Origin of the sequence: Micrococcus sp. KRD070, assembly GCF_017168435.1 — a bacterium.
GTDB lineage: Bacteria > Actinomycetota > Actinomycetes > Actinomycetales > Micrococcaceae > Micrococcus > Micrococcus luteus.
The window spans coordinates 53,200-74,190 of record NZ_JABFNH010000022.1; the positions used below are offsets into that span (position 1 = coordinate 53,200).

Below are 20,991 nucleotides of genomic sequence, written 5' to 3' on the forward strand. Positions count from 1 at the left end.
GCCCCCTGGTACGTCCGGCCCTCAGCCCACCCCTCGCCCGGCACGTAGCCGAGCTCGCCGAACAGCCAGCCGAGGCTCGCCTCGGCCGCCGCGAGGTCGGCGACCCAGATCTCCACGTGGTGCAGCCGGCCCGTGGGCGCGGGCGCCGGGGTCGCATCCTCCGGCGAGGCGACGGCGTCGGGCCCGTCCGCCTCCACGGCCCGGACGTCCGCGTCGGCCTCGAGGCCGGACTCGGCCACCGCCGACGGGGAGGTCGTGGACGCCTTCGCGGGAGCCGCAACGGGCACCTCTGAGGCGCCGGCGTCCCACTGCCCGCCCCGCGCGCCGGCGTCCATGGCCTCGTTGGAGAGGCGGTCGGCGTCCTTGTTCCGGTTGCGCGGGATCCACTCGTAGCTGACGCGCTCGGGGGGCAGCACGGACCGGGCCTCGGCCGCGAGGCGCCGCATGTCGTCGTGCTTGATCTTCCACCGCCCGGACATCTGCTCCACCACGAGCTTGGAGTCCATCAGCACGTGCACCCGGGCCTCCGGGTCGAGGTCCCGGGCCATCCGCAGCCCGGCCACGAGCCCGGAGTACTCGGCCACGTTGTTGGACGCCTTCCCCAGCGGGGCGGCGTCGGTCCGGAGGATCTCGCCTGTGGCCGGGTCGCGCACCAGGGCGCCGTAGCCGGCGACGCCGGGGTTGCCCCGCGACCCGCCGTCGGCCTCCACCTGCAGGACTCGTCCGCTCACCGTGCGCCTCCTCGTGTCCGTGGTCGCGCCGTCCGACGCGGCCCCCCCACTCTACTGATCGCGCCGGGGGCGGGGCCCGGGGTCAGTCCCGGATGAGGATGGCGCCGGACTCGGGGCAGCGGGCGACGGCGGCCGGCGGGAGGGCCCGGATGCGCGCGACCTCCGCGGGCGACAGCTCCGTGCCCGCGGCCGCGGACCGGTTCCCGACGAGCCGGGCCGCGCCGATGCCGCCGTTGCGCTCCCGCGCCTGCTCGTACAGGGCCAGCAACGACGCGGGGAACTCCGCGGCCAACGCCGCCCGGCGCTGGGTGAGGTCCCGGCCACGCTGGGTCACGGCCTGCCCCTCGCGGCGCACCTCCGCCGCGCGGGCCTCGACCTCGGCCCGCGCCCGCTCCAGGGCGGCGTGGCCCTTCGCGAGCCGGGACTCGGCGGCGTCGGCGGCCTCCATGGCCTCGAGGGCCGCGGCCTCGTGGTCGTCGAGCAGTGCGGTGAGCGTGTCGTCCTCGTGCTGCATGGCCTGCAGCTCCTTGGGCCCGCCCTGGCCCGTTTCGAGCCGCTCCCGGGTCCGGTCCCGACGGGCGCGGGTGGCGGCGGCCTTCTCGGTGGCCTCGGCTCCCGCCCGGTCGGCGGTGCGGGCGGCGTCCTGCAGACCGGGCAGCGCCTCCTCGAACTCCTGCGCGCGGGCGCGCAGCCGGGCGTGCTCCGGGTCCGCCTTGAGCCGACGGACGGCGGCGCGGGCCTGGTCCAGGGCCGTGTCGAGCTCCTGGAGCTCGAGCAGCCGGGCCTGGACGGCCGGCGGTGCGGTGACCTCACTCATGCGTGACTCCCCTCGTCGGCCCGCTCTCCCCCGACCAGGAAGTCCCAGGGGTCGCTGCGGTGATCTGAGAACAGGGTGGTGACGCCCAGTCCCCGCTCCGCCAGGGCGGCCTCCAGGGCGCGGGCGCCGTGCTCGAGCCATAGGGACTCGCTCGCCCAGTGCGAGACGTCCACGAGCGCGGGACGTCCATCCCCCGGCGCGGCCGTCTCCCGGGCCTCCGAGGCCGGGTGGTGGCGCAGATCGGCGGTCACGTAGACGTCCGCGCCGGACGCGCGGACCGCGTCGAAGAGGCTGTCTCCGGCGCCGCCGCACACGGCGACGCGGCGGATGCGCTGGGCGGGGTCGCCCGCCACGCGCACGCCGCCGGCCGTGGCGGGCAGCGCCGCGTGCACGGCCCGGGCGAAGGCGGCCAGGTCGGTCTCCTCGGGCAGGTCGCCCACCCGGCCGATGCCTTCGGCCCCGGTGCCGGCGGCGGAGGTCGTCAGGGGCGAGAGCGCTCCGGTGACGCCGACGGCACGGGCCAGCACGTCCGAGACGCCGCCCACGACGGCGTCGGCGTTGGTGTGCGCGGCGAGCAGGGCGATGCGGTGCTCGATCAGGGTGTGCAGCAGGCGTCCCTTGGCGGCGGCGGCATGCCCGACGGCGGCGACGGACGAGGTCCCGCGCAGCAGGAGCGGGTGGTGGGTGACCACGAGGTCGGCCCCACGGGCGACGGCCTCGTCGGCCACGGCCTGCACGGGGTCCAGCGCCCACAGGACGGTCCGCACCGGCGCCTCCGGGCGCCCGGCCACCGGCCCGACGGCGTCCCACGGCTCCGCCAGCTCCCGCGGCCACAGCCCCTGGACGACCTCGAGGACGTGCCCGAGCGTCGGTGGGGCCAGGGCGTGCTCCGGCGAGGCGGGGACGGCGGGACGGGACACGGTCATACCGGCCATGATGGCCCACCTGGCCCGGGCACGCACGACCCGGCGGCCCTGGGTGACGGCACGGGGCGGCCTCGTCGGGAATGAAAAGCGCGGGCAGCGTTGCTGTGCCTGCCATGACCGACTCCCCCCGTACCGAGCCCCTCGGCGCCTCCGGCGCGCCCGCCGACGTCCGCGAGCTGACGCTCGCCGGCGGCTGCTTCTGGTGCCTCGACGCCGTCTACCGTCGCGTGCGGGGCGTGCTCGCCGTCGAGTCCGGCTACACCGGAGGCGACGACCCCGCCCCGAGCTACGAGTCCGTGTGCACCGGGACCACCGGCCACGCCGAAGCGGTCCGTGTGCGCTTCGACGCCGCCGTCGTGCCGCCCGAGGTGATCATGGACCTGTTCTTCACCGGCCACGACCCCACGTCGTTGAACCGCCAGGGGGCCGACGTCGGCACCCAGTACCGCTCGGCCGTCTTCGCCCACGACGAGGCCGAGGCCCGGTTCTTCGCGGACGAGATCGCCCGGGCGCAGGCGAACTATGACAGCCCCATCGTCACACGCGTCGAGCCGGCGTCCGCGTGGCACCCGGCCGAGGACATCCACCAGGACTTCTATGCGCGGCGCCGTTCCAATGGATACTGCCGTGTGGTCATCGATCCGAAGCTCGCGAAGGTGCGCCGGAACTACTCCGCGTGGCTCGTGGACGCCTGAGCGGCGCCGCGGCTCGATAGCCTGACGCAGGAACACCCACTAGATCGCCCGCGCCCCGAGGCGCACCACCACCCCCCGGAGGTACCACCATGGCCCGCATCCTTGACGACATCACCCAGGCGGTCGGCGGCACGCCCCTGGTCCGGCTGAACCGCCTCGCGAAGGACCTGCCCGGCGACGTCGCCGTGAAGGTCGAGTTCTACAACCCGGCCAACTCGGTGAAGGACCGCATCGGCACCGCCATCGTCGACGCCGCGGAGGCGGCCGGCGAGCTGACCCCCGGCGGCACCATCGTGGAGGGCACCTCGGGCAACACCGGCATCGCCCTGGCCATGGTCGGCGCGGCGCGCGGCTACCGCGTGATCCTGACCATGCCCGAGACCATGTCCACCGAACGCCGCGTGATGCTCAAGGCGTTCGGCGCCGAGATCGTGCTGACCCCCGGTGCAGACGGCATGCGCGGGGCCCTCGAGCGCGCCCAGGAGATCGTCCGCAGCACCCCGAACTCCATCTGGGCCCAGCAGTTCGCGAACCAGGCCAACATCCAGGCCCACTACACGGGCACCGGCCCGGAGATCTGGGACGCGTCCGAGGGTGCCGTGGACGTGTTCATCGCCGGCGTCGGCACCGGCGGCACCATCACGGGCGCGGGCCGGTACCTGCGCGAGCAGAAGCCGGACGTGAAGCTCATCGCCGTCGAGCCGGCCGACTCCCCCATCCTCTCCGGCGGCCAGGCCGGCCCGCACAAGATCCAGGGCATCGGCGCGAACTTCGTGCCGGAGATCCTGGACACCGACCTCTACGACGAGGTCTACCCGGCCACCTTCGAGGAGTCCATCGAGACCGCCCGTCGGCTCGGGACCGAGGAGGGCATCCTGGGCGGCATCTCCACCGGCGCGATCATCTCGGCCGCCCTCAAGGAGGCCGCCAAGCCCGAGTCCGAGGGCAAGCTGATCGTCGCCATCGTGTGTGACTTCGGCGAGCGCTACATCTCCACCGCCCTCTTCGAGGACATCCGCGGCTGACCGCCGCCCGCTCACCGACCGCACCGACCCGAAGGGGCCGCCCGTGGGACTGTTCTCCCGCATCAAGGAAGACATCGCGACCGTCCGCAGCCATGACCCAGCGGCGCGCGGTGACCTCGAGGTGGCCCTCGTCTACTCGGGTCTGCACGCCGTGTGGGCGCACCGCGTCGCGCACCGGATGTGGCGGCATGACCGGCTGAAGATGCCCGCCCGCGTGCTCTCGCAGGTCACGCGGGCGGCCACGGGCATCGAGATCCACCCCGGCGCGTCGATCGGTCGTCGGTTCTTCATCGACCACGGCATGGGTGTCGTGATCGGCGAGACCGCGGAGATCGGCGACGACGTGATGCTGTACCACGGGGTCACCCTCGGCGGCCGCTCCCTGGCCAAGGTGAAGCGGCACCCCACGCTGCGCGACGGCGTCGTGGTGGGGGCCGGCGCCAAGATCCTCGGACCCGTCGAGATCGGGGAGGGAACGGCGGTGGGCGCCAACGCCGTCGTCGTGAAGGACACCCCCGCCGACGCGATCGCCACCGGCGTGCCGGCCACCGTCCGACCGCGCAAGGGCCCGTCCGAGGGCAAGCCGCTCGTGGACCCCGCGGAGTACGTGGACCCGGCCCTCTGGATCTGAGGGCCGGGTCCACGCCGGGTCAGTCCTGCGTGGGGTCGCCCTCGGTCGGCTGCGGCATGACCACGAGCACGCCCTCGCCGTCGACCTCGGTGCGGTCGCCGGACCACAGCGTGTGGAACGAGCCCTCGCGGTCCACGCGCAGGTAGGTGTGGGCGCCGAAGTAGTCGCGCTGGCCCTGCACGAGGGCGGCCGGCAAGCGGTCGGCCCGCAGGCCGTCGTAGTACGCCAGGGCCGAGGAGAACACCGGGACCGGCACGCCCGCGGCGACGGCGGTGCCGACGACGCGGCGCCAGGCCGGCAGGGCCTCGGCGATCGCCTGGGCGAACTCGGGGGCGAAGAGCAGGTTGAGCGGCTGGCCGGGGGCGCGGGTGCCCGGCGCCGGATGGCGGGAGGTGTCGCGGCCGCCGAAGGCCTGCATGATCACGTCGAGCAGGTCGGCGCGGATGATGCAGCCGTCCCGCCACAGCGAGGCGATGGTGCCCAGGTCCAGCGACCAGCCGTACTCCTCGGCGGCGGCCGCGAGCATGTCCATGCCCTGCGCGTAGGCCACGAGCTTGGAGGCGAACAGCGCCTGGCGCACGTCCTCCACGAACGCGTCCGTGTCCTGCGGGGCGCGCTGCGCCTCCTCGTCGACGCCGGCCGCGAGGGTCTCACGGGCGACCTCGCGCACCGCGCGCTGAGAGGACAGCGAGCGGGCGAAGACGGACTCGGCGATCGCGGCCACCGGGGAGCCGACGTCGAGACCCGAGATCGCGGTCCAGCGGCCGGTGCCCTTCTGCCCGGCCTCGTCCACGATCACGTCCACGAGCGGGCGGCCCGTGGCCGCGTCCACCTGCGCGAGCACCTCGGCCGTGATCTCGATGAGGTAGGAGGCCAGGTCGGTCTGGTTCCACGCCGTGAACACCTCGGCCTGCTCGGCGGGCTCGAGGCCGCCCACACGGCGCAGCAGGTCGTAGGCCTCGCCGATGACCTGCATGTCCGCGTACTCGATGCCGTTGTGGACCATCTTCACGTAGTGGCCGGCGCCGTCCGTGCCGACCCAGGCGCAGCACGGCTCCCCCTCAAACTGCGCGGCGATCTTCTCGAGCATCGGGCCGAGGGCCTCGTAGGACTTCTCCGGACCGCCGGGCATGATCGCCGGACCGTGCAGGGCACCCTCCTCGCCGCCGGAGACACCGACGCCCACGAAGTGCAGGCCCTTCTCGGCGAGGGCCGCCTCGCGGCGGCGGGTGTCCTCGAAATGGGAGTTGCCGGCGTCGATGACGATGTCGCCCTCGTCCAGCAGGGGGACGAGTTGGTCGATGACGGCGTCCACGGGGGCGCCCGCCTTGACCATGATGAGCACCCGGCGCGGCACGGCGAGGGACTGCACGAGCTCGGCGAGCGTCTCCGTCGCCACGAACGCGCCCTCGTCACCGTGCTCGGCCACGAGCTGGTCCGTGCGGGCCCGGCTGCGGTTGTGCAGGGCCACCGTGTAGCCGTGGCGGGCGAAGTTGCGCGCGAGGTTCGCGCCCATCACCGCCAGGCCCGTGACGCCGATGTCGGCGGCGCCGACGGGGACGGTGGTGGTCTGCTCGGTCATCGCGGGTGGCCTCCTGTGGCTCGGACGGTGGGACGGGCCGTGCCGGACACGGACCCGCCCCCCAGCCTACGTCGACCGCGGTCAGTCCCCCACGGCGTCGCGGCCGCGGCGCACGATCAGCGGGTCCGGGGTGCCGACGACCTCGTGGTCCTTGCCCTCGTACTCGAACTGGGACAGGAAGTAGCGCATCGCGTTGAGGCGGGCCCGCTTCTTGTCGTTGGAGCGGATGGAGATCCACGGGGCGTGGTCCGTGTCCGTGTGGAGGAACATGGCCTCCTTGGCCTCCGTGTACGCCTCCCAACGGTCCAGGGACTCGAGGTCCATGGGCGAGAGCTTCCACTGGCGGACCGGGTCGATCTGGCGGATCGCGAAGCGCGTGCGCTGCTCGGTCTGTGTCACGGAGAACCAGAACTTGGTGAGGTGGATGCCGTCGTCCACGAGCATCTTCTCGAACAGCGGCACCTGGTTCATGAAGCGGCGGTACTGCTCGTCCGTGGCGAAGCCCATCACGCGCTCGACGCCGGCGCGGTTGTACCACGATCGGTCGAACAGCACGATCTCGCCCGCCGTGGGGAAGTGCTGGATGTAGCGCTGGAAGTACCACTGGCCGAGCTCGCGGTCCGAGGGCTTGTTGAGGGCCACGACGCGGGCGGTGCGGGGGTTCAGGTGCTCGGTGAAGCGCTTGATGGTGCCGCCCTTGCCGGCGGCGTCGCGGCCCTCGAAGACGATGATGTGGCGCTGGCCGGTGTCCTCGCCCCAGTACTGCAGCTTGAGCAGTTCGATCTGCAGGCGGTACTTCTCCAGCTCGTACTCCTCGCGCGTCATGCGCGTCTCGTACGGGTAGTCCTCCCTCCACGTCTCCACGGCACGGCCCTGCGGATCGATCAGGTCGGGATCGTTGGTGTGGCCGTCCGAGACGGTGTAGCCGCCGTCGCGCAGCTTGTCGATGAACTCGCGGAGGTTCTCGCGGGGGGCGTCGGGCTGCAGCAGCTCCATGGACCGTCTCCTTCACTGGGTGCGTCACCGTGCCCGTCCGTCCCCCTCCTCGGTACGACGGCGGCGGGCCGCGGCCTGTGCTCTGTCCACCATTATGGGCGGGCGGCGGACGAGGAAGCCGGGCCCGGCAGCGCAGCCGCGTGAACAGCAGGTGAACCCTGGGAGGCGAACGGTCGCGGCCCCGGGCCGACGAGTGTCGGCCTGCTCAGCCGCGCGGGCCGACGCCCAGGAGCTCGTCGATCGCCGCGACGGCGGCACGCGCCGCGTCGACGTCGGCGAACTGCGCGACGGCGTCGTCGTACCGGCGGTGCCCGGGAAGCTTCAGGCCGACGGAGGCGCCGTCCGTGGCCGGGAGGATCCAGATCCGGCCGCGCGGCTCGACGTCGCGCTGCTCGGCCACGTCGGCCTCCTCGAACTCGCGGTCGTAGCCGGCCCACTCGACACCGGGCCGCGGGGTGTCGGCGCCGTCGAGGACGTCACGGCCGCCCATGCGCAGACAGGTGACGGACTGCAGGAGCGCGTCCAGGGTGCGGGCGGCGGCCTTGCCGGCCAGCTCGTCCTGGAAGAGGGCGAGGATGGACCACTGCCCGTCCTGGAGGAAGAGCATGGTCTGCTGCGCCTCGCCCCCGGTGATGACGGCGAGGTGACGGGCGGCGCCGTCGGGACGGGCGGGCAGCTTCCAGAAGCCGAGGGGGGTCGCGGACATGCGCTCCACCCTAGTGCGCCCCGGACGCCGACGACGCGCCGCCGCCCGGCCCCTGCCCCGCATCCCGGGTTGAGTTGTCGCGGGTGCGCGGGCCCGTCACCCGCGACAACTCAACCCGGGATGCGGGAGGGTGGGCCGATGGGCCTGCTCCGCGACCTCCTCACCCGCCGCTCCGCCCGCGACCGCTCGTCCGACCCGACGGCGACGCTCGGCCGGCACCTCGACAACGCCGCGGCGATCGTGGCCGCCGCACGCCGGGCGGACGTGCCCCTCCCGGTGGCGGCGGCCCTGGCCGAGCTCGAGTCCGGCGGCCGGAACGTCTTCGGGCACGACGCCGGCGGCGTGCACAGCGCCCCGCGCGGGACGGACGTCACCGTGACCCGGGAGCGCTACGAGGAGCTCGTGGCCCGGGTGGCACAGGGGGAGACGTCGAACGGGGTGGGGCCCGCGCAGATCACGTGGCCGCCGTACTTCGCGCAGGCAGCCGAGCGCGGGTTTCGTCTGTGGGAGCCGGAGGACAACCTGGCCTTCGGGTTGGAGATCCTGCGCGGGCACCTGCGCGGCGACCTCTCCGCGGAGGGGATCGCCCGGGCGGGGACGCTCTACAACGCCGGGACGCTCGCCCACGGCGTCACCGCCTACGGCCGGCGCCTCGCCGCGGCGACCCGCGCATGGGCCGAACGCCTGGGCGAACCCGCCCCGCCGCCGGTCAGGCCAGGTTGACCAACAGCACGTACGCCAGCGTGCCGGCGGCGATCGAGACCAGGGTCCGCCGCCCGGCCAGCAGATGCACGACGACTGTCACCGCCGCCGCGATCAGCGCGTGGGCCACCCGCGCCCCGTCCACGGGCTCTCCAGGGGCCAGCGCCGCGGCGTCGAGCAGCATCACCAGGGCCAGGACGGTCAGCACGCCGGCGGGCATCCACACCGCCAGCCGCGCGGCGAGCACGGACTCCCGCAGCGGCTGCAGCAGGGCGAACGGCACCGCGCGCAGGCAGAAGGTCACGAGGCCCGCGACGACGGCCGCGGCCACCAGGTACGCGGTGCCGGTCATCGAGGGGCCTCCCCGGCGCCGGACTCGGCATCCGTGCCGGCCCGCTCCCCCGCCGCGGCGACGACGGGCACCGGTCCGGTGACGGGCACGGGCTCGGGCAGCGGCAGGGCGGTCCCGCGCGCGGCGAGCACGTGGAACGCGATCAGCGCCGCGGCGTAGAGGGCGAAGGCGACGACGAGCACCTGCGCCGGTGCCAGCAGCAGGGCCACCCCGACGGCGACCGCGGCCGCCACCACGAGGGGCAGCTGGGCCCGCGTGCGGGCGGCGTCCATGGCGAGCACGATGAAGAGGGCCACGAGCGCGAACTCCAGGCCCTCCACCGGCCCGGGCAGCAGCCAGGCCACGGCCACCCCGGCGAGGCCCCCGAGCACCCAGTACGCCTGCAGCGCGACCTGCATGGCCACCAGGCGGGGGCCGGTCCAGCCGCGGGGCTGGGCGGCGGCGATGGCGTAGGCCTCATCGATCAGGGCACCCATCGAGTAGATCCGCGCGAGGCGCCCCCGGACCACGCCCAGCGGGAAGCTGAACGCATAGAACACGTGGCGGAAGTTCACCAGGAACACCGTCACGGCGATCGTGAGCAGCGGCGTGCCCGCCACCACCAGCGAGACGAGCAGCAGCTCGACGGACCCGGCGAACACGACCAGGGAGAACAGGGGTGCGACCCACGCGGGCAGCCCGGCCTGGACCACGAGCATCCCGAAGGCCATGCCCAGCGGGAACAGGCCGAGGCCGGCGCCCAGCGTCACGGCGACGCCGGAGCGCACCTCGGCCCACCGCGAGGGCGGAACGGGGGCGCGCGAGGACTCTGGCGAGGAGCTCATGATGGTGAGCATGGTCTCACACGCGCTCAGCGGGCCAGCGACATGACGGGTCAGGTCGTCACGCCATGTCACGGCCCCGCGATCGGTGCACCCGGAGGGACTCGAACCCCCGACCCTCTCGGTGTAAACGAGATGCTCTGACCGACTGAGCTACAGGTGCCGGTGTCCGTCCAGGCTACCGGTCCACGAGCAGGTCGCGCGTCGCGGCCTCGTGCTCACCCCGGGTGCGTGCCTGCCCCGGGGCGGCGACCACGCGCGCGGCCTCGACCCCGTCCGCGTCGAGCAGCACGGAGACGCGGCGGGGCCGCCCGGTCTCCGCGTCGAAGACGTCGAGGGCACGGCAGGCCGCGCCGTGGGGCCAGAAGTCGGAGAGCAGGGTGAGCGGCTCCGGCAGCGCCAGCTCCTCGCGGACGCGGCGCAGCACGGGGGCGGCGTCACAGGAGACCACGCGGACAGCCACCTCGTCGACCGCCACGTCCTCGGCGAGCGCCCCGATCCAGCCGAGCTCGTCCGTGCACACCGGCGTGAACGCCCCGGGCAGGAAGACGAGCCACGTGCCCCGCGGCGCGGCCGCGTCCTCGGGCCCGCGCGTCGGCGGCCACGGCCACCTCTGGCCGTGGTCGTCGCGCAGCGCGGGGACGACGTCGGCGCCCCGCGTCCCGCCGGACGGGGGCTCAGCCACCGCGCTTCTGGACGAGCTTCTGAGCGGCCCAGTCCTCGGAGGCACCGGCCCCGGTGGTGGCGTGCAGGCCTGCGGTGGAGGCGGCCTCGGCGACGTCCGCCGGGCTGACGTGGCCGGGGCGCCCCTTGCGGGGGGTCATGATCCAGACGGGGCCGGCATCGAGGGACCGCTGGGCGTCCACGAGGGCGTCCACGAGATCCATGACGTCGCCGTCGTCCGCGCGCCACCAGAAGAGGACGGCGTCCGCCGGCTCCTGATCCTCCTCGGTCAGCAGCTCCTCGCCGAGCGCGTCCTCGAGCGCGTCACGGAAGGTGAAGTCGACGTCGTCGTCGTACCCCCACTCCTGCACCAGGTCGCCCCTCGAGAGGGCGAGCTCCGCCAGCAGGGCGCTGTCCGTCGAGGTCGGCGTCGACCCAGCCTGCATAGTGTCCGGTCCTCCTTGATGGTGGCGGGCACTGCGGCCCGCGCCGTCGAGCGGGTGATGATGACCACCATACGCCGTGGACGCCGCCGTTCCGGGGCCTCCGGCCGGGCGGACGCGACGGCTCCGGTCTACTCTGGGGAGGAACAGACGCACTCTCCGGGCGACGCGCCCGGCTCGGCGTCGCGGGCCCGGACCGGATCGTCTGCCCGCAGCCCACCGCGGAGCACCCCTCCGCACGAGAACCAGGAGGCACCGTGAGCGCAGCCGAAGAGAGCTCGCAGATCCGCAGCGGTCTGACCGACCAGCTCCCGGACAAGGATCCCCAGGAGACGTCGGAGTGGATCGAGTCCCTCGACGGACTCATCGAGGAGCGCGGCACGGAGCGGGCGCAGTACATCATGCGCTCCCTCATGCAGCGCGCGAGCGCCCAGTCCGTCGCCCTGCCCTACGTGACCACCACGGACTACGTGAACACGATCCCGGCGGACCAGGAGCCGGAGTATCCGGGTGACGAGGAGCTCGAGCGCCGCTACCGCAACTACCTGCGGTGGAACGCCATGGCCCTCGTGCAGCGCGCCCAGCGCGACGCCGTCGGCGTCGGCGGCCACATCTCCTCCTACGCGGGCCAGGCGACCCTCTACGAGGTGGGCCTGAACCACTTCTTCCGCGGCCAGGACCACCCGGGCGGCGGCGACCACATCTTCTTCCAGGGCCACTCCTCGCCGGGCAACTACGCCCGCGCGTTCCTCGAGGGCCGCCTGACCGAGCAGGACCTCGACGGCTTCCGCCAGGAGAAGTCCCGCCAGGGCCACGCACTGCCCTCCTATCCGCACCCGCGGATGATGCCGCACTTCTGGCAGTACCCCACCGTGTCCATGGGCCTGGGGCCGATGAACGCCATCTTCCAGGCGCAGACCAACCGGTACCTGCACAACAACGGCATCAAGGACACCTCCGACCAGCACGTGTGGGCCTTCCTCGGCGACGGCGAGATGGACGAGCCCGAGTCGCGCGGTCAGCTGCACGTCGCGGCCAACGACAAGCTCGACAACCTCACCTTCGTGATCAACTGCAACCTGCAGCGTCTCGACGGGCCGGTGCGCGGCAACGGCAAGATCGTCCAGGAGCTGGAGTCCTACTTCCGGGGCGCCGGCTGGAACGTCATCAAGGTCCTGTGGGGCCGCGAGTGGGATCCGCTGCTCGAGGCCGACGACGAGGGCGAGCTCGTGCGCATCATGAACGAGACGCTCGACGGCGACTACCAGACCTACAAGGCCGAGTCCGGCGGCTTCGTGCGCGACCACTTCTTCGGCCGGTCCTCCGTCACCAAGGAGATGGTGGCGGACATGACCGACGACGAGATCTGGGGCCTCAAGCGCGGCGGCCACGACTACAAGAAGGTCTACGCCGCCTACAAGGCCGCCATGGAGCACAAGGGCCAGCCCACCGTGATCCTGGCCCACACCATCAAGGGCTACGGCCTGGGCAAGTCCTTCGAGGGCCGCAACGCCACGCACCAGATGAAGAAGCTGACGGTGGACGACCTCAAGGTGTTCCGGGACCGCCACCGCATCCCGATCTCGGACGAGCAGATCGAGAAGGACCCGTACAACATCCCGTACTACCACCCGGGCGCCGACGCCCCGGAGATCACGTACATGATGGAGCGGCGCAAGGAGCTGGGCGGCTTCGTGCCGGAGCGGCGCAGCGACTTCCACGCGATCCCGCTGCCCCCGGAGTCCGCGTACAAGCAGGCCCGCAAGGGATCGGGCAAGCAGCAGGCCGCCACGACCATGGCGTTCGTGCGCCTGCTCAAGGACCTGATGCGGGACAAGAACATGGGACCGCGCTTCGTGCCGATCATCCCGGACGAGGCCCGCACCTTCGGCATGGACTCGTTCTTCCCGACCGCGAAGATCTACAACCCCAAGGGCCAGAACTACCTGTCCGTGGATCGGGACCTGTTCCTGTCCTACAAGGAGTCCCCGCAGGGGAAGATCTACCACGTCGGCATCAACGAGGACGGCGCCACCGCGGCGTTCAACGCGATCGGCACGGCGTACTCCACGCACGGCGAGCCGATGATCCCGGTGTACATCTTCTACTCGATGTTCGGCTTCCAGCGGACCGCGGACAACATCTGGGCCGCAGGCGACCAGCTCGCGCGCGGCTTCATGATCGGCGCCACCGCCGGGCGCACCACCCTCGCCGGCGAGGGCACGCAGCACATGGACGGTCACTCCCCCGTCCTGGCGTCCACGAACCCGGCCGTGAAGCACTACGACCCGGCGTACTCGTACGAGATCGCCCACATCGTGCGCCAGGGCCTGGAGGACATGTACGGCGACCACGACCGCGGGGACGACGTCCGCAACGTCATCTACTACCTCACGGTGTACAACGAGCCGATCACCCACATCGAGGAGCCCGAGGGCCTCGACGTGGAGGGCCTGCTCAAGGGCATCTACCGTCTCTCCGAGGGCCAGGGCGACGGCCCGAAGGTCCAGCTCCTGGGCTCCGGCGTCTCCGTGCCGTGGGCGCTCGACGCCCAGCGGATCCTCTCCGAGGAGTGGGGCGTGAACGCCTCCGTGTGGTCGGTGACCTCCTACAACGAGCTGTACCGCGACGCCGTCGCGGCGGAGAAGGACGCCCTGAAGGACCCGTCCGCCACCCCGCGCGTGCCCTACGTGACGCAGGCGCTGCAGGGGGCCGAGGGCCCGATCGTGGCCACCTCGGACTACTCCACCTCGTGGACGAACCAGATCCGCCCGTTCGTGCCGAACCGCTTCTCGGCGCTCGGCGCCGACGAGTTCGGCTTCGCGGACACCCGCGCCGCCGCCCGTCGGTACTTCCTCATCGACACCCACTCGATGGTGGTCCGCGCGCTGCAGCTCCTCGAGGAGGAGGGCGAGGTCGAGCGGGGCACGGCCGCGAAGGCGCACGAGAAGTACCGCCTGGACGACGTCAACGCCGGCACCACCGGCATCGCGGGCGGCGACGCCTGACCCGCACGACGCGGGGAGGCCGACGCCCTCCCGACCCGACGCCGGCCGCCCGCCTCCGCCACGGAGGCGGGCGGCCGGCGTCGTCGCTGTAGGAACCCCACAACACGCGCCTAGGATGGAGCGCATGCCCGAGCCCCGCCCCGCCGCCCCTCGCCCCGTGAGCACCGACGGGCTGGCCCGCCTCCGGAGCCACCTGGGGGCACTGAACACGGCGGTGCTGCAGCGGCTGGACGCCACCCTGCCCTGGTACCGCCGACTCACCCCGGACGAGCGCAGCGCCCTCGGGCTCGTGGCCCAGCGCGCCCTGCAGGGCTTCCTCACGTGGTTCGAGCGGCCCACCTCCACGGGCCACGTCCTGCAGGACGTCTTCGGGCCCGCGCCCACCGATCTCACCCGGGCGATCTCGCTGCATCGGGCCCTCCAGCTCATCCGGACGATGGTGGACGTCGTCGAGACGCGGGTGCCGGAGCTGCTGGCCGAGCGCGACCAGGCGCCCGTCCGCGAGCACATCCTCCACTACTCGCGCGAGGTCGCGTTCGCGCTCGCAGACGTGTACGCCCGGGCCGCGGAGATGCGCGGCGCGATGGACTCGCGGCTCGAGTCGGTCCTGCTGGACGCGGTGCTGCGCGGGCAGGACCCGGACGAGATCCGGCACCGGGCCACCGCATTGGGCTGGCGTGGGGACCACGACGTGATGGTCATGGCCGGTCTCGCCCCGGGGCAGGACAAGCCCGCGTTCATCCCGGACCTGCGGCGGGCCGCGGCGAGGCTCGACTGCGACCTGCTCGTGGGCGTGCAGTCCGAACGGCTCGTCCTCGTGGTCGGCTCGGTGCGGGATGCGCGGGCGGTGGGCGAGGCGCTCGCGCCCTGGTTCGCGCCGGGACCGGTGATCGTGGGACCCGTCGTGGACTCGCTGGTCTCGGCGCACGTCTCGGCGCGGCACACCCTCGCCGGGCTCAGCGCCGCGGCCGCCCACCCCCGGGCGAGCCGGCCCACCCCGGCGGAGGACCTGCTGCCCGAGCGGGCGCTGCTGGGCGACCCCACGGCCCGGGAGGCCCTCGTGGACGGGGTGTTCACGCCCCTGGCCGACGCCGGCACCTCCCTGCTGGAGACCGTGGACGCATACGGCGCGCTGGGCCACTCGCTCGAGGGCACGGCCCGCGAGCTGTTCGTCCACGCGAACACCGTGCGGTACCGCCTCAAGCGGGTGGCCGAGGTGACCGGCTGGGACCCGCTGGTCCCCCGCGACGCGTACGTCCTGCAGACCGCGATCACCCTGGGCCGGCTCGCGGGGGCGCGGCAGACGACCGGGGACGGGTCGGACTGAGCCGGGGCGGCGCACACCCCCGCTTGTAGAAACCCTCCAAACCGACTCGCCGTGCTTCGTGGCGCGATCTGCCCGGATCGGCGGCCGATCCTGACACGATGGAGGAATGCTTGCCATCGTGTGCCCCGGACAGGGGTCCCAGACGCCCGGCTTCCTCGCCCCCTGGCTCGAGCTGGACGGGACCCGCGACCTGCTCGCGTCCCTCTCCGACGCCGCGGGCGTGGACCTGATCCGCCACGGCACCGAGTCGGACGAGGAGACCATCAAGGACACCGCCGTCGCCCAGCCGCTGATCGTGGCGGCCGGCCTGGTGGCCGCCGCGGCCCTCGAAGCGGACGCCGCCGCACCGGAGTCGACCGTCGTGACGGGCCACTCCGTGGGCGAGATCACCGCGGCCGCCGTCACCGGCGTGCTGTCGCCCGCTGAGGCCCTCTCGCTGGTGCGCGTGCGCGCCACCGGCATGGCCCGGGCCGCCGCGGCCACGCCCACGGGCATGGCCGCCGTCGTGGGTGGGGACCAGGACGAGGTCCTCGCGGCCATCGACGCGGCGGGCCTGACGCCCGCCAATGTCAACGGCGCCGGCCAGATCGTCGCCGCCGGCACCGCGGAGGCCCTCGGCGCGCTCGCCGAGTCCGCCCCCGCCCGCGCCCGCGTGATCCCGCTCAAGCTGGCCGGCGCGTTCCACACGGAGCACATGCGCCCCGCCGTGGACGACCTCGCGGCCCACGTCGCCGACCTCTCCCCCTCGGACCCGCGCCTGCCCCTGCTGTCCAACCGGGACGGCGAGGCCGTCGAGTCCGGCACGGACGTGCTCGCCCGGATCGTGGACCAGGTCACCCGCCCGGTCCGCTGGGACCTGTGCATGGCGACCATGGCCACGCGGCAGGTCACGGGCGTCCTGGAGCTGCTGCCCGGTGGCACACTGACCGGACTGGCCAAGCGCGGTCTCAAGGGCACCGCGCAGCTCGCCGTGAAGACCCCCGAGGACCTGGACGCCGCGCGGGCGTTCCTGGCCGAGCACTCGGCCTGAACCCCGCGCACCGCCCGGCAGAGAGAGGCACCATGACCGTCACCCTGAAGCAGCACGAGCGCCCCGCGGCCAGCCGCATCGTGGCCGTGGGCGCCTACCGCCCGGCGAACCTGGTCCCCAACGAGGACCTCATCGGCCCCATCGACTCGTCGGACGAGTGGATCCGCCAGCGCACCGGCATCGTCACGCGCCAGCGCGCCACGGCGGAGGAGACCGTGCCCGTCATGGCCGTGGGCGCCGCCCGGGAGGCCCTCGAGCGGGCCGGCCTGCAGGGCTCGGACCTGGACGCCGTGATCGTCTCGACCGTCACCTTCCCGCACGCCACCCCCTCGGCCGCGGCCCTCGTGGCGCACGAGATCGGGGCTACCCCGGCGCCCGCCTACGACGTCTCCGCCGCGTGCGCCGGCTACTGCTACGGCGTGGCCCAGGCCGACGCGCTCGTGCGTTCCGGCACCGCGCGGCACGTGCTCGTGGTCGGCGTCGAGCGCCTCTCCGACGTCGTGGATCCCACGGACCGCTCCATCTCCTTCCTCCTGGGCGACGGCGCGGGCGCCGTGATCGTGTCGGCCTCGGACGAGCCGGGCATCTCCCCCTCGGTGTGGGGCTCGGACGGGGAGCGCTGGTCCACGATCTCCATGACGCACTCGCAGCTGGAGCTCCGCGATGCCGTGGAGCACGCCCGCACCACGGGCGACGCCTCGGCGATCACCGGCGCGGAGGGGATGCTCTGGCCCACGCTGCGCCAGGACGGGCCCTCCGTCTTCCGCTGGGCCGTGTGGTCGATGGCGAAGGTGGCCCGCGAGGCCCTCGACGCCGCGGGCGTGGAGCCCGAAGACCTCGCCGCGTTCATCCCGCACCAGGCCAACATGCGGATCATCGACGAGTTCGCCAAGCAGCTGAAGCTGCCGGAGTCCGTCGTCGTGGCCCGGGACATCGCGGACGCCGGCAACACGTCGGCCGCGTCCATCCCGCTGGCCATGCACCGTCTGCTGGAGGAGAACCCCGAGCTCACCGGCGGCCTGGCCCTGCAGATCGGCTTCGGCGCCGGGCTGGTCTACGGCGCCCAGGTGGTCCGCCTCCCCTGAGGCGGCGCCGTCTGATTCACTGATCACGTACACCCCACACCCCTACCGAAGGAGACGCCCCATGGCTTCCAAGGAAGAGATCCTCGCCGGCCTCGCCGAGATCGTGAACGAGGAGACCGGCCTCGACACCGCCGAGGTGCAGCCGGAGAAGTCCTTCACGGACGATCTGGACATCGACTCGATCTCGATGATGACCATCGTGGTCAACGCCGAGGACAAGTTCGGCGTGAAGATCCCGGACGAGGAGGTCAAGAACCTCAAGACCGTCCAGGACGCCGTCGACTTCATCGACGGCGCCCAGGCCTGATCGGCCCACGACGGCGGCGGGCCCGGCCCGCCCCGTCCCCTCGGTGAGCGCCGGGGGCGCGTGAGCGCCCCCGGCGCCCGACACCCTCGACTTCCGGCACCCCGGCGCGCGCCGCGCGTCGTGCCGACGACACCCCTCCGCCCGATCCCCACTCGAGACCCAGAGGCAGCAGACCCATGACCCGCACCGCAGTGATCACCGGCCTCGGCGCCACCACGCCCATCGGCGGCGACGTGCCCACCTTCTGGTCCCACGCCCTGCAGGGCGTCTCCGGTGCGCGCACCATGGAGCACGACTGGGTGGAGAAGTACGAGCTGCCCGTCACCTTCGCGGCCGAGCTGACCGTGCCCACCTCCGAGGTCCTCTCCAAGGTGGAGCAGAAGCGCCAGGACCCGGCCACCCAGATGGCGACCGTCGCCGCGCGCGAGGCCTGGAAGGACGCCGGCCTCGAGGGCGCGGAGGTCGACGGCGACCGGCTCGCCGTGGCCTTCGGCACCGGCATCGGCGGCGTGTGGACCCTCCTGGACGGCTGGGACACCCTGCGCGAGCGCGGCCCGCGCCGCGTGCTGCCCATGACCGTCCCGATGCTCATGCCCAACGGCGCCGCCGGCGCGCTCTCCCTCGAGTTCGGCGCCCGCGCCGGCGCCCGCACCGTGGTGTCCGCGTGCGCCGCCGGCACCGAGGCGCTCGAGACCGCGCTGCTGCTCATCCGCTCCGGCCAGGCCGACGTCGTGATCTGCGGCGCCGCCGAGGCCGCCGTGCACCCGCTGCCGATGGCCGCGTTCGCCGCGATGCAGGCGCTGTCCAAGCGCAACGACGACCCGCAGGCCGCGTCCCGCCCCTACGACGTGGACCGCGACGGCTTCGTTCTCGGCGAGGGCGCCGGCGTCATGGTGATCGAGTCGGAGGAGCACGCGAAGACCCGCGGCGCCCGCGTGTACGCCGAGCTGGCCGGCGCGGGCGTCAGCTCCGACTCCCACCACATCACCGCGCCCGAGCCCGAGGGCCTGGGCGCGACCCGTGCGATGCGCGCCGCCCTGAGGTCGGCCGACATCACCCCCGAGGACGTGTGCCACGTGAACGCCCACGCGACGTCCACACCCAAGGGCGACGCCCCGGAGTACCTGGCCATGCGGGCCGTGTTCGGCGACCACCTGGACCAGGTGCAGGTCTCGGCCACGAAGTCCCAGACCGGCCACCTGCTGGGCGCCTCAGGCGCGATCGAGTCGATCCTGTCCGTGCTCGCCGTGCACCACGGCCAGGCGCCCGTGACCATCAACCTGGACCACCAGGACCCGGAGATCCCGCTGAACGTGGTCACCGGCTCCCCCGCCCGCCTGCCCGAGGGGCCGCGCGTGGCCGTGAAGAACTCGTTCGGGTTCGGCGGCCACAACGCGGTGGCCGTGTTCCGCAGCGTCTGAGCCGGAGCGCCGCCGGCCGGGCGAAGGCTCAGACAGCGCGGTGCAGCCAGCGCACGTTGGCGTGGGCGGCGGCCAGCCGGAACGGCTCGAGCTCGTCGTCCCAGGCCTCGCCGAGCGCGAGGGAGAGTTCGTGCATCAGCACGCTGGGGTCGCCCGCGCCGGCCTCGTAGGCGTACCGGATGCGGTCCTCGGAGACCATGATGTTGCCGGAGACGTCCGTGGTGGCATGGAAGATGCCGAGGTCCGGGGTGTGGGACCAGCGCGAGCCGTCGACCCCGGCGGACGGCTCCTCCGTGATCTCGAAGCGCAGGTGCGGCCAGCCACGCAGGGCGGAGGCCAGACGCGCGCCAGTGCCGGCGGGCGCCGTCCAGTGCACCTCGGCGCGGTGCTGGCCGGGCGCGACCGGCTGACCCTCCCACTCCACCGAGGTCGCGGGGCCGAGCACGGAGCTCAGCGCCCACTCCACGTGGGGGCAGAGGGCGGTGGGGGCGGAGAGGATGTGGACCACGCCGCGGGTTTGGGTGCTGGTCATGGATGCCTCCGGGGGTGCGATGCGGTGCGTCTTCCCCTACGACCACGTCGCGGCTCCGGTGGATCCTGGGGCCATTGTGCACCAGGGATGCCGGGCCGGCAACGAGGCGGTGCGCCGCCGCGCGTGTCGCGGTGGCGCAGTGGAGGGGCCGGGGGCGCTCCGGGGGGCCGGGGGCGCTCCGGGGAGGCGTCAGGCGCGTGGGTGGGCCTGCCGGTAGCCCTCGCGGAGGCGATCGATCGAGACGTGCGTGTAGACCTGCGTGGTGCGCAGGGATGCATGGCCCAGCAGCTCCTGCACGCTGCGCAGGTCGGCGCCGCCGTCGAGGAGGTGGGTCGCGGCCGTGTGGCGCAGCGCGTGCGGCCCGCGGGCCGCGGTGTCCCCCAGGCCCTCGAGCGCCCGGTCGACGACGGTGCGCGCCTGGCGCACCCCCAGCCGGCCGCCGCGTGCGCCGAGGAAGAGGGCGGGGCCGGAGTCCGGCCGGGCCAGGCGGGGGCGACCGAGCCGCTGCCACGCCTGGAGGGCGCGGCCCGCGGGTGTGCCGTAGGGGACGGTGCGCTGCCGGTCTCCCTTGCCGGTCAGCCGGACGACGCCGCGGCCGGCCTCGAGGTCGTCCACGTCCAGGGCGGAGAGTTCGGCCACCCGGGCGCCCGTGGCGTAGAGCAGCTCGAGCAGGGCGGCGTCCCGCAGGGCCAGCGCGTGGGCGGCGGGGTCGTCGCCCGCGGCGGCCGCGTCCACACGCTCCTGGGCGGCCGCGAGGAGCCGGGTCGCCTGCTGCTCCTGGAGCACGTGGGGCAGCGTCCCCTCGGGCCGGGGCGAGCGCAGCCGCAGGGCGGGGTCGTCGGAGCGCAGGCCCTCGCGGCGCAGCCAGGCCGTGAAGGTGCGGACGGCGGCCACCCGGCGGGCCAGGGTCGCGCGGGCGAGGCCGGACCCGCTCATGTCCGCCAACCAGCCGCGCAGGTCCTCGATGTCCAGCTCGGGGAGGACGTCCGGTGCGCTGGGCCCGTGGCGAGCGGGAGCATCGTCGTCCACGGGGGGCGTCCCCGCGGTGGCGGCTGTGCCGGCGACGTAGTCGATGAGGGAATGCAGATCGGCGAGGTACGCGCGCACGGTCTGGGGGCTGCGGTTCCGCTCGTGGCGCAGGTGCTCCTCGAACGCCTCGAGCCAGGCCGTGTCCCGGGGCGAGGGGGCGCG

General features: G+C 73.7%; 22 protein-coding genes and 1 tRNA gene. 10 read left to right on the forward strand and 13 right to left on the reverse strand.

All coding sequences use genetic code 11. The features are described from left to right. From J1M38_RS07910 to J1M38_RS07920, 3 genes are all read right to left on the reverse strand, one after another. On the reverse strand, nucleotides 1-731 hold a 731-nt coding region (locus J1M38_RS07910), incomplete at its 3' end, for a reverse transcriptase-like protein (protein ID WP_206501230.1). A gap of 82 nt (nucleotides 732-813) precedes the next feature. Then, entirely contained in the window at nucleotides 814-1,548 is a 735-nt protein-coding gene (locus J1M38_RS07915; RefSeq protein ID WP_012750834.1) for a zinc ribbon domain-containing protein, read from the reverse strand. Then, entirely contained in the window at nucleotides 1,545-2,474 is a 930-nt protein-coding gene (locus tag J1M38_RS07920; protein ID WP_144868787.1) for a Nif3-like dinuclear metal center hexameric protein, read from the reverse strand. The genes J1M38_RS07915 and J1M38_RS07920 overlap by 4 nt, the downstream gene beginning before the upstream one ends. A gap of 113 nt (nucleotides 2,475-2,587) precedes the next feature. Between J1M38_RS07920 and msrA the strand changes: the two genes are divergently transcribed. The 3 genes from msrA (at nucleotide 2,588) to epsC (ending at nucleotide 4,825) form a co-directional block, all read left to right on the forward strand. Then, complete coding sequence (gene msrA, locus J1M38_RS07925; protein WP_012750832.1) at nucleotides 2,588-3,169, forward strand: peptide-methionine (S)-S-oxide reductase MsrA; 582 nt, start codon at nucleotides 2,588-2,590, stop codon at nucleotides 3,167-3,169. An 89-nt stretch (nucleotides 3,170-3,258) separates the two neighbouring features. Continuing rightward, a complete protein-coding gene (gene cysK, locus J1M38_RS07930) occupies nucleotides 3,259-4,194 on the forward strand; it encodes a cysteine synthase A (protein WP_010078892.1) in 936 nt (311 codons plus the stop codon). A gap of 43 nt (nucleotides 4,195-4,237) precedes the next feature. After that, on the forward strand, nucleotides 4,238-4,825 hold the full coding sequence (gene epsC / locus J1M38_RS07935) for a serine O-acetyltransferase EpsC (RefSeq protein WP_036340179.1): 588 nt from the start codon (nucleotides 4,238-4,240) through the stop codon (nucleotides 4,823-4,825). 19 nt (nucleotides 4,826-4,844) lie between these two features. Here the strand turns inward: epsC and gndA are convergent, their stop codons facing one another. The 3 genes from gndA to J1M38_RS07950 all read right to left on the reverse strand — a co-directional run bounded on the left by gndA (nucleotide 4,845) and on the right by J1M38_RS07950 (nucleotide 8,109). After that, nucleotides 4,845-6,407: an NADP-dependent phosphogluconate dehydrogenase gene (gndA, locus tag J1M38_RS07940; protein ID WP_144868784.1), complete on the reverse strand. Its 1,563-nt coding sequence runs from the start codon at nucleotides 6,405-6,407 to the stop codon at nucleotides 4,845-4,847. An 81-nt stretch (nucleotides 6,408-6,488) separates the two neighbouring features. Further along, complete coding sequence (ppk2, locus tag J1M38_RS07945; RefSeq protein WP_010078895.1) at nucleotides 6,489-7,403, reverse strand: polyphosphate kinase 2; 915 nt, start codon at nucleotides 7,401-7,403, stop codon at nucleotides 6,489-6,491. 205 nt (nucleotides 7,404-7,608) lie between these two features. Next, complete coding sequence (locus J1M38_RS07950; RefSeq protein WP_041103632.1) at nucleotides 7,609-8,109, reverse strand: hypothetical protein; 501 nt, start codon at nucleotides 8,107-8,109, stop codon at nucleotides 7,609-7,611. A gap of 138 nt (nucleotides 8,110-8,247) precedes the next feature. Between J1M38_RS07950 and J1M38_RS07955 the strand changes: the two genes are divergently transcribed. Beyond that, nucleotides 8,248-8,832 carry a hypothetical protein gene (locus J1M38_RS07955; RefSeq protein ID WP_144879151.1) on the forward strand — a complete coding sequence of 195 codons (585 nt, stop codon included), beginning with the start codon at nucleotides 8,248-8,250 and terminating at the stop codon, nucleotides 8,830-8,832. Here J1M38_RS07955 and J1M38_RS07960 read toward each other — a convergent pair. The 5 genes from J1M38_RS07960 to J1M38_RS07980 all read right to left on the reverse strand — a co-directional run bounded on the left by J1M38_RS07960 (nucleotide 8,819) and on the right by J1M38_RS07980 (nucleotide 11,093). Then, nucleotides 8,819-9,163: a branched-chain amino acid transporter permease gene (locus J1M38_RS07960; RefSeq protein ID WP_144825290.1), complete on the reverse strand. Its 345-nt coding sequence runs from the start codon at nucleotides 9,161-9,163 to the stop codon at nucleotides 8,819-8,821. The genes J1M38_RS07955 and J1M38_RS07960 overlap by 14 nt on opposite strands. After that, the gene (locus tag J1M38_RS07965) at nucleotides 9,160-9,987 is read right to left on the reverse strand and encodes an AzlC family ABC transporter permease (RefSeq protein ID WP_230297483.1); all 828 of its coding nucleotides are present in this window, start codon (nucleotides 9,985-9,987) and stop codon (nucleotides 9,160-9,162) included. The genes J1M38_RS07960 and J1M38_RS07965 overlap by 4 nt, the downstream gene beginning before the upstream one ends. 86 nt (nucleotides 9,988-10,073) lie before the next feature. Next, nucleotides 10,074-10,147 (reverse strand) — tRNA-Val (locus J1M38_RS07970). 15 nt (nucleotides 10,148-10,162) lie between these two features. Further along, complete coding sequence (locus J1M38_RS07975; RefSeq protein WP_060974032.1) at nucleotides 10,163-10,669, reverse strand: redoxin domain-containing protein; 507 nt, start codon at nucleotides 10,667-10,669, stop codon at nucleotides 10,163-10,165. Beyond that, nucleotides 10,662-11,093, reverse strand: a complete 432-nt coding sequence (locus tag J1M38_RS07980) for a DUF3052 domain-containing protein (RefSeq protein WP_049159217.1) — start codon at nucleotides 11,091-11,093, stop codon at nucleotides 10,662-10,664. The genes J1M38_RS07975 and J1M38_RS07980 overlap by 8 nt, the downstream gene beginning before the upstream one ends. A gap of 254 nt (nucleotides 11,094-11,347) precedes the next feature. Between J1M38_RS07980 and aceE the strand changes: the two genes are divergently transcribed. The 6 genes from aceE (at nucleotide 11,348) to fabF (ending at nucleotide 19,268) form a co-directional block, all read left to right on the forward strand. After that, the gene (aceE, locus tag J1M38_RS07985) at nucleotides 11,348-14,098 is read left to right on the forward strand and encodes a pyruvate dehydrogenase (acetyl-transferring), homodimeric type (RefSeq protein ID WP_185194697.1); all 2,751 of its coding nucleotides are present in this window, start codon (nucleotides 11,348-11,350) and stop codon (nucleotides 14,096-14,098) included. A gap of 124 nt (nucleotides 14,099-14,222) precedes the next feature. Beyond that, the gene (locus tag J1M38_RS07990) at nucleotides 14,223-15,425 is read left to right on the forward strand and encodes a CdaR family transcriptional regulator (RefSeq protein ID WP_049145790.1); all 1,203 of its coding nucleotides are present in this window, start codon (nucleotides 14,223-14,225) and stop codon (nucleotides 15,423-15,425) included. Between the two features lie 106 nt (nucleotides 15,426-15,531). Further along, nucleotides 15,532-16,455, forward strand: a complete 924-nt coding sequence (locus J1M38_RS07995) for an ACP S-malonyltransferase (protein WP_185194696.1) — start codon at nucleotides 15,532-15,534, stop codon at nucleotides 16,453-16,455. 32 nt (nucleotides 16,456-16,487) lie between these two features. After that, nucleotides 16,488-17,540, forward strand: a complete 1,053-nt coding sequence (locus tag J1M38_RS08000; RefSeq protein WP_020624511.1) for a beta-ketoacyl-ACP synthase III — start codon at nucleotides 16,488-16,490, stop codon at nucleotides 17,538-17,540. A gap of 61 nt (nucleotides 17,541-17,601) precedes the next feature. Beyond that, nucleotides 17,602-17,847 carry an acyl carrier protein gene (locus J1M38_RS08005; protein ID WP_010078906.1) on the forward strand — a complete coding sequence of 82 codons (246 nt, stop codon included), beginning with the start codon at nucleotides 17,602-17,604 and terminating at the stop codon, nucleotides 17,845-17,847. Between the two features lie 176 nt (nucleotides 17,848-18,023). Beyond that, entirely contained in the window at nucleotides 18,024-19,268 is a 1,245-nt protein-coding gene (fabF, locus tag J1M38_RS08010; protein ID WP_020624512.1) for a beta-ketoacyl-ACP synthase II, read from the forward strand. Between the two features lie 28 nt (nucleotides 19,269-19,296). On the opposite strand, the gene J1M38_RS08015 is transcribed toward fabF, so the two are convergent. Together J1M38_RS08015 and J1M38_RS08020 are read right to left on the reverse strand one after the other, a co-directional pair. Beyond that, complete coding sequence (locus tag J1M38_RS08015) at nucleotides 19,297-19,800, reverse strand: DUF3145 domain-containing protein (protein WP_020624513.1); 504 nt, start codon at nucleotides 19,798-19,800, stop codon at nucleotides 19,297-19,299. 189 nt (nucleotides 19,801-19,989) lie between these two features. Next, nucleotides 19,990-20,991: tyrosine recombinase XerC (locus tag J1M38_RS08020; protein WP_274608416.1), on the reverse strand; the 1,002-nt coding region annotated here is incomplete at its 5' end.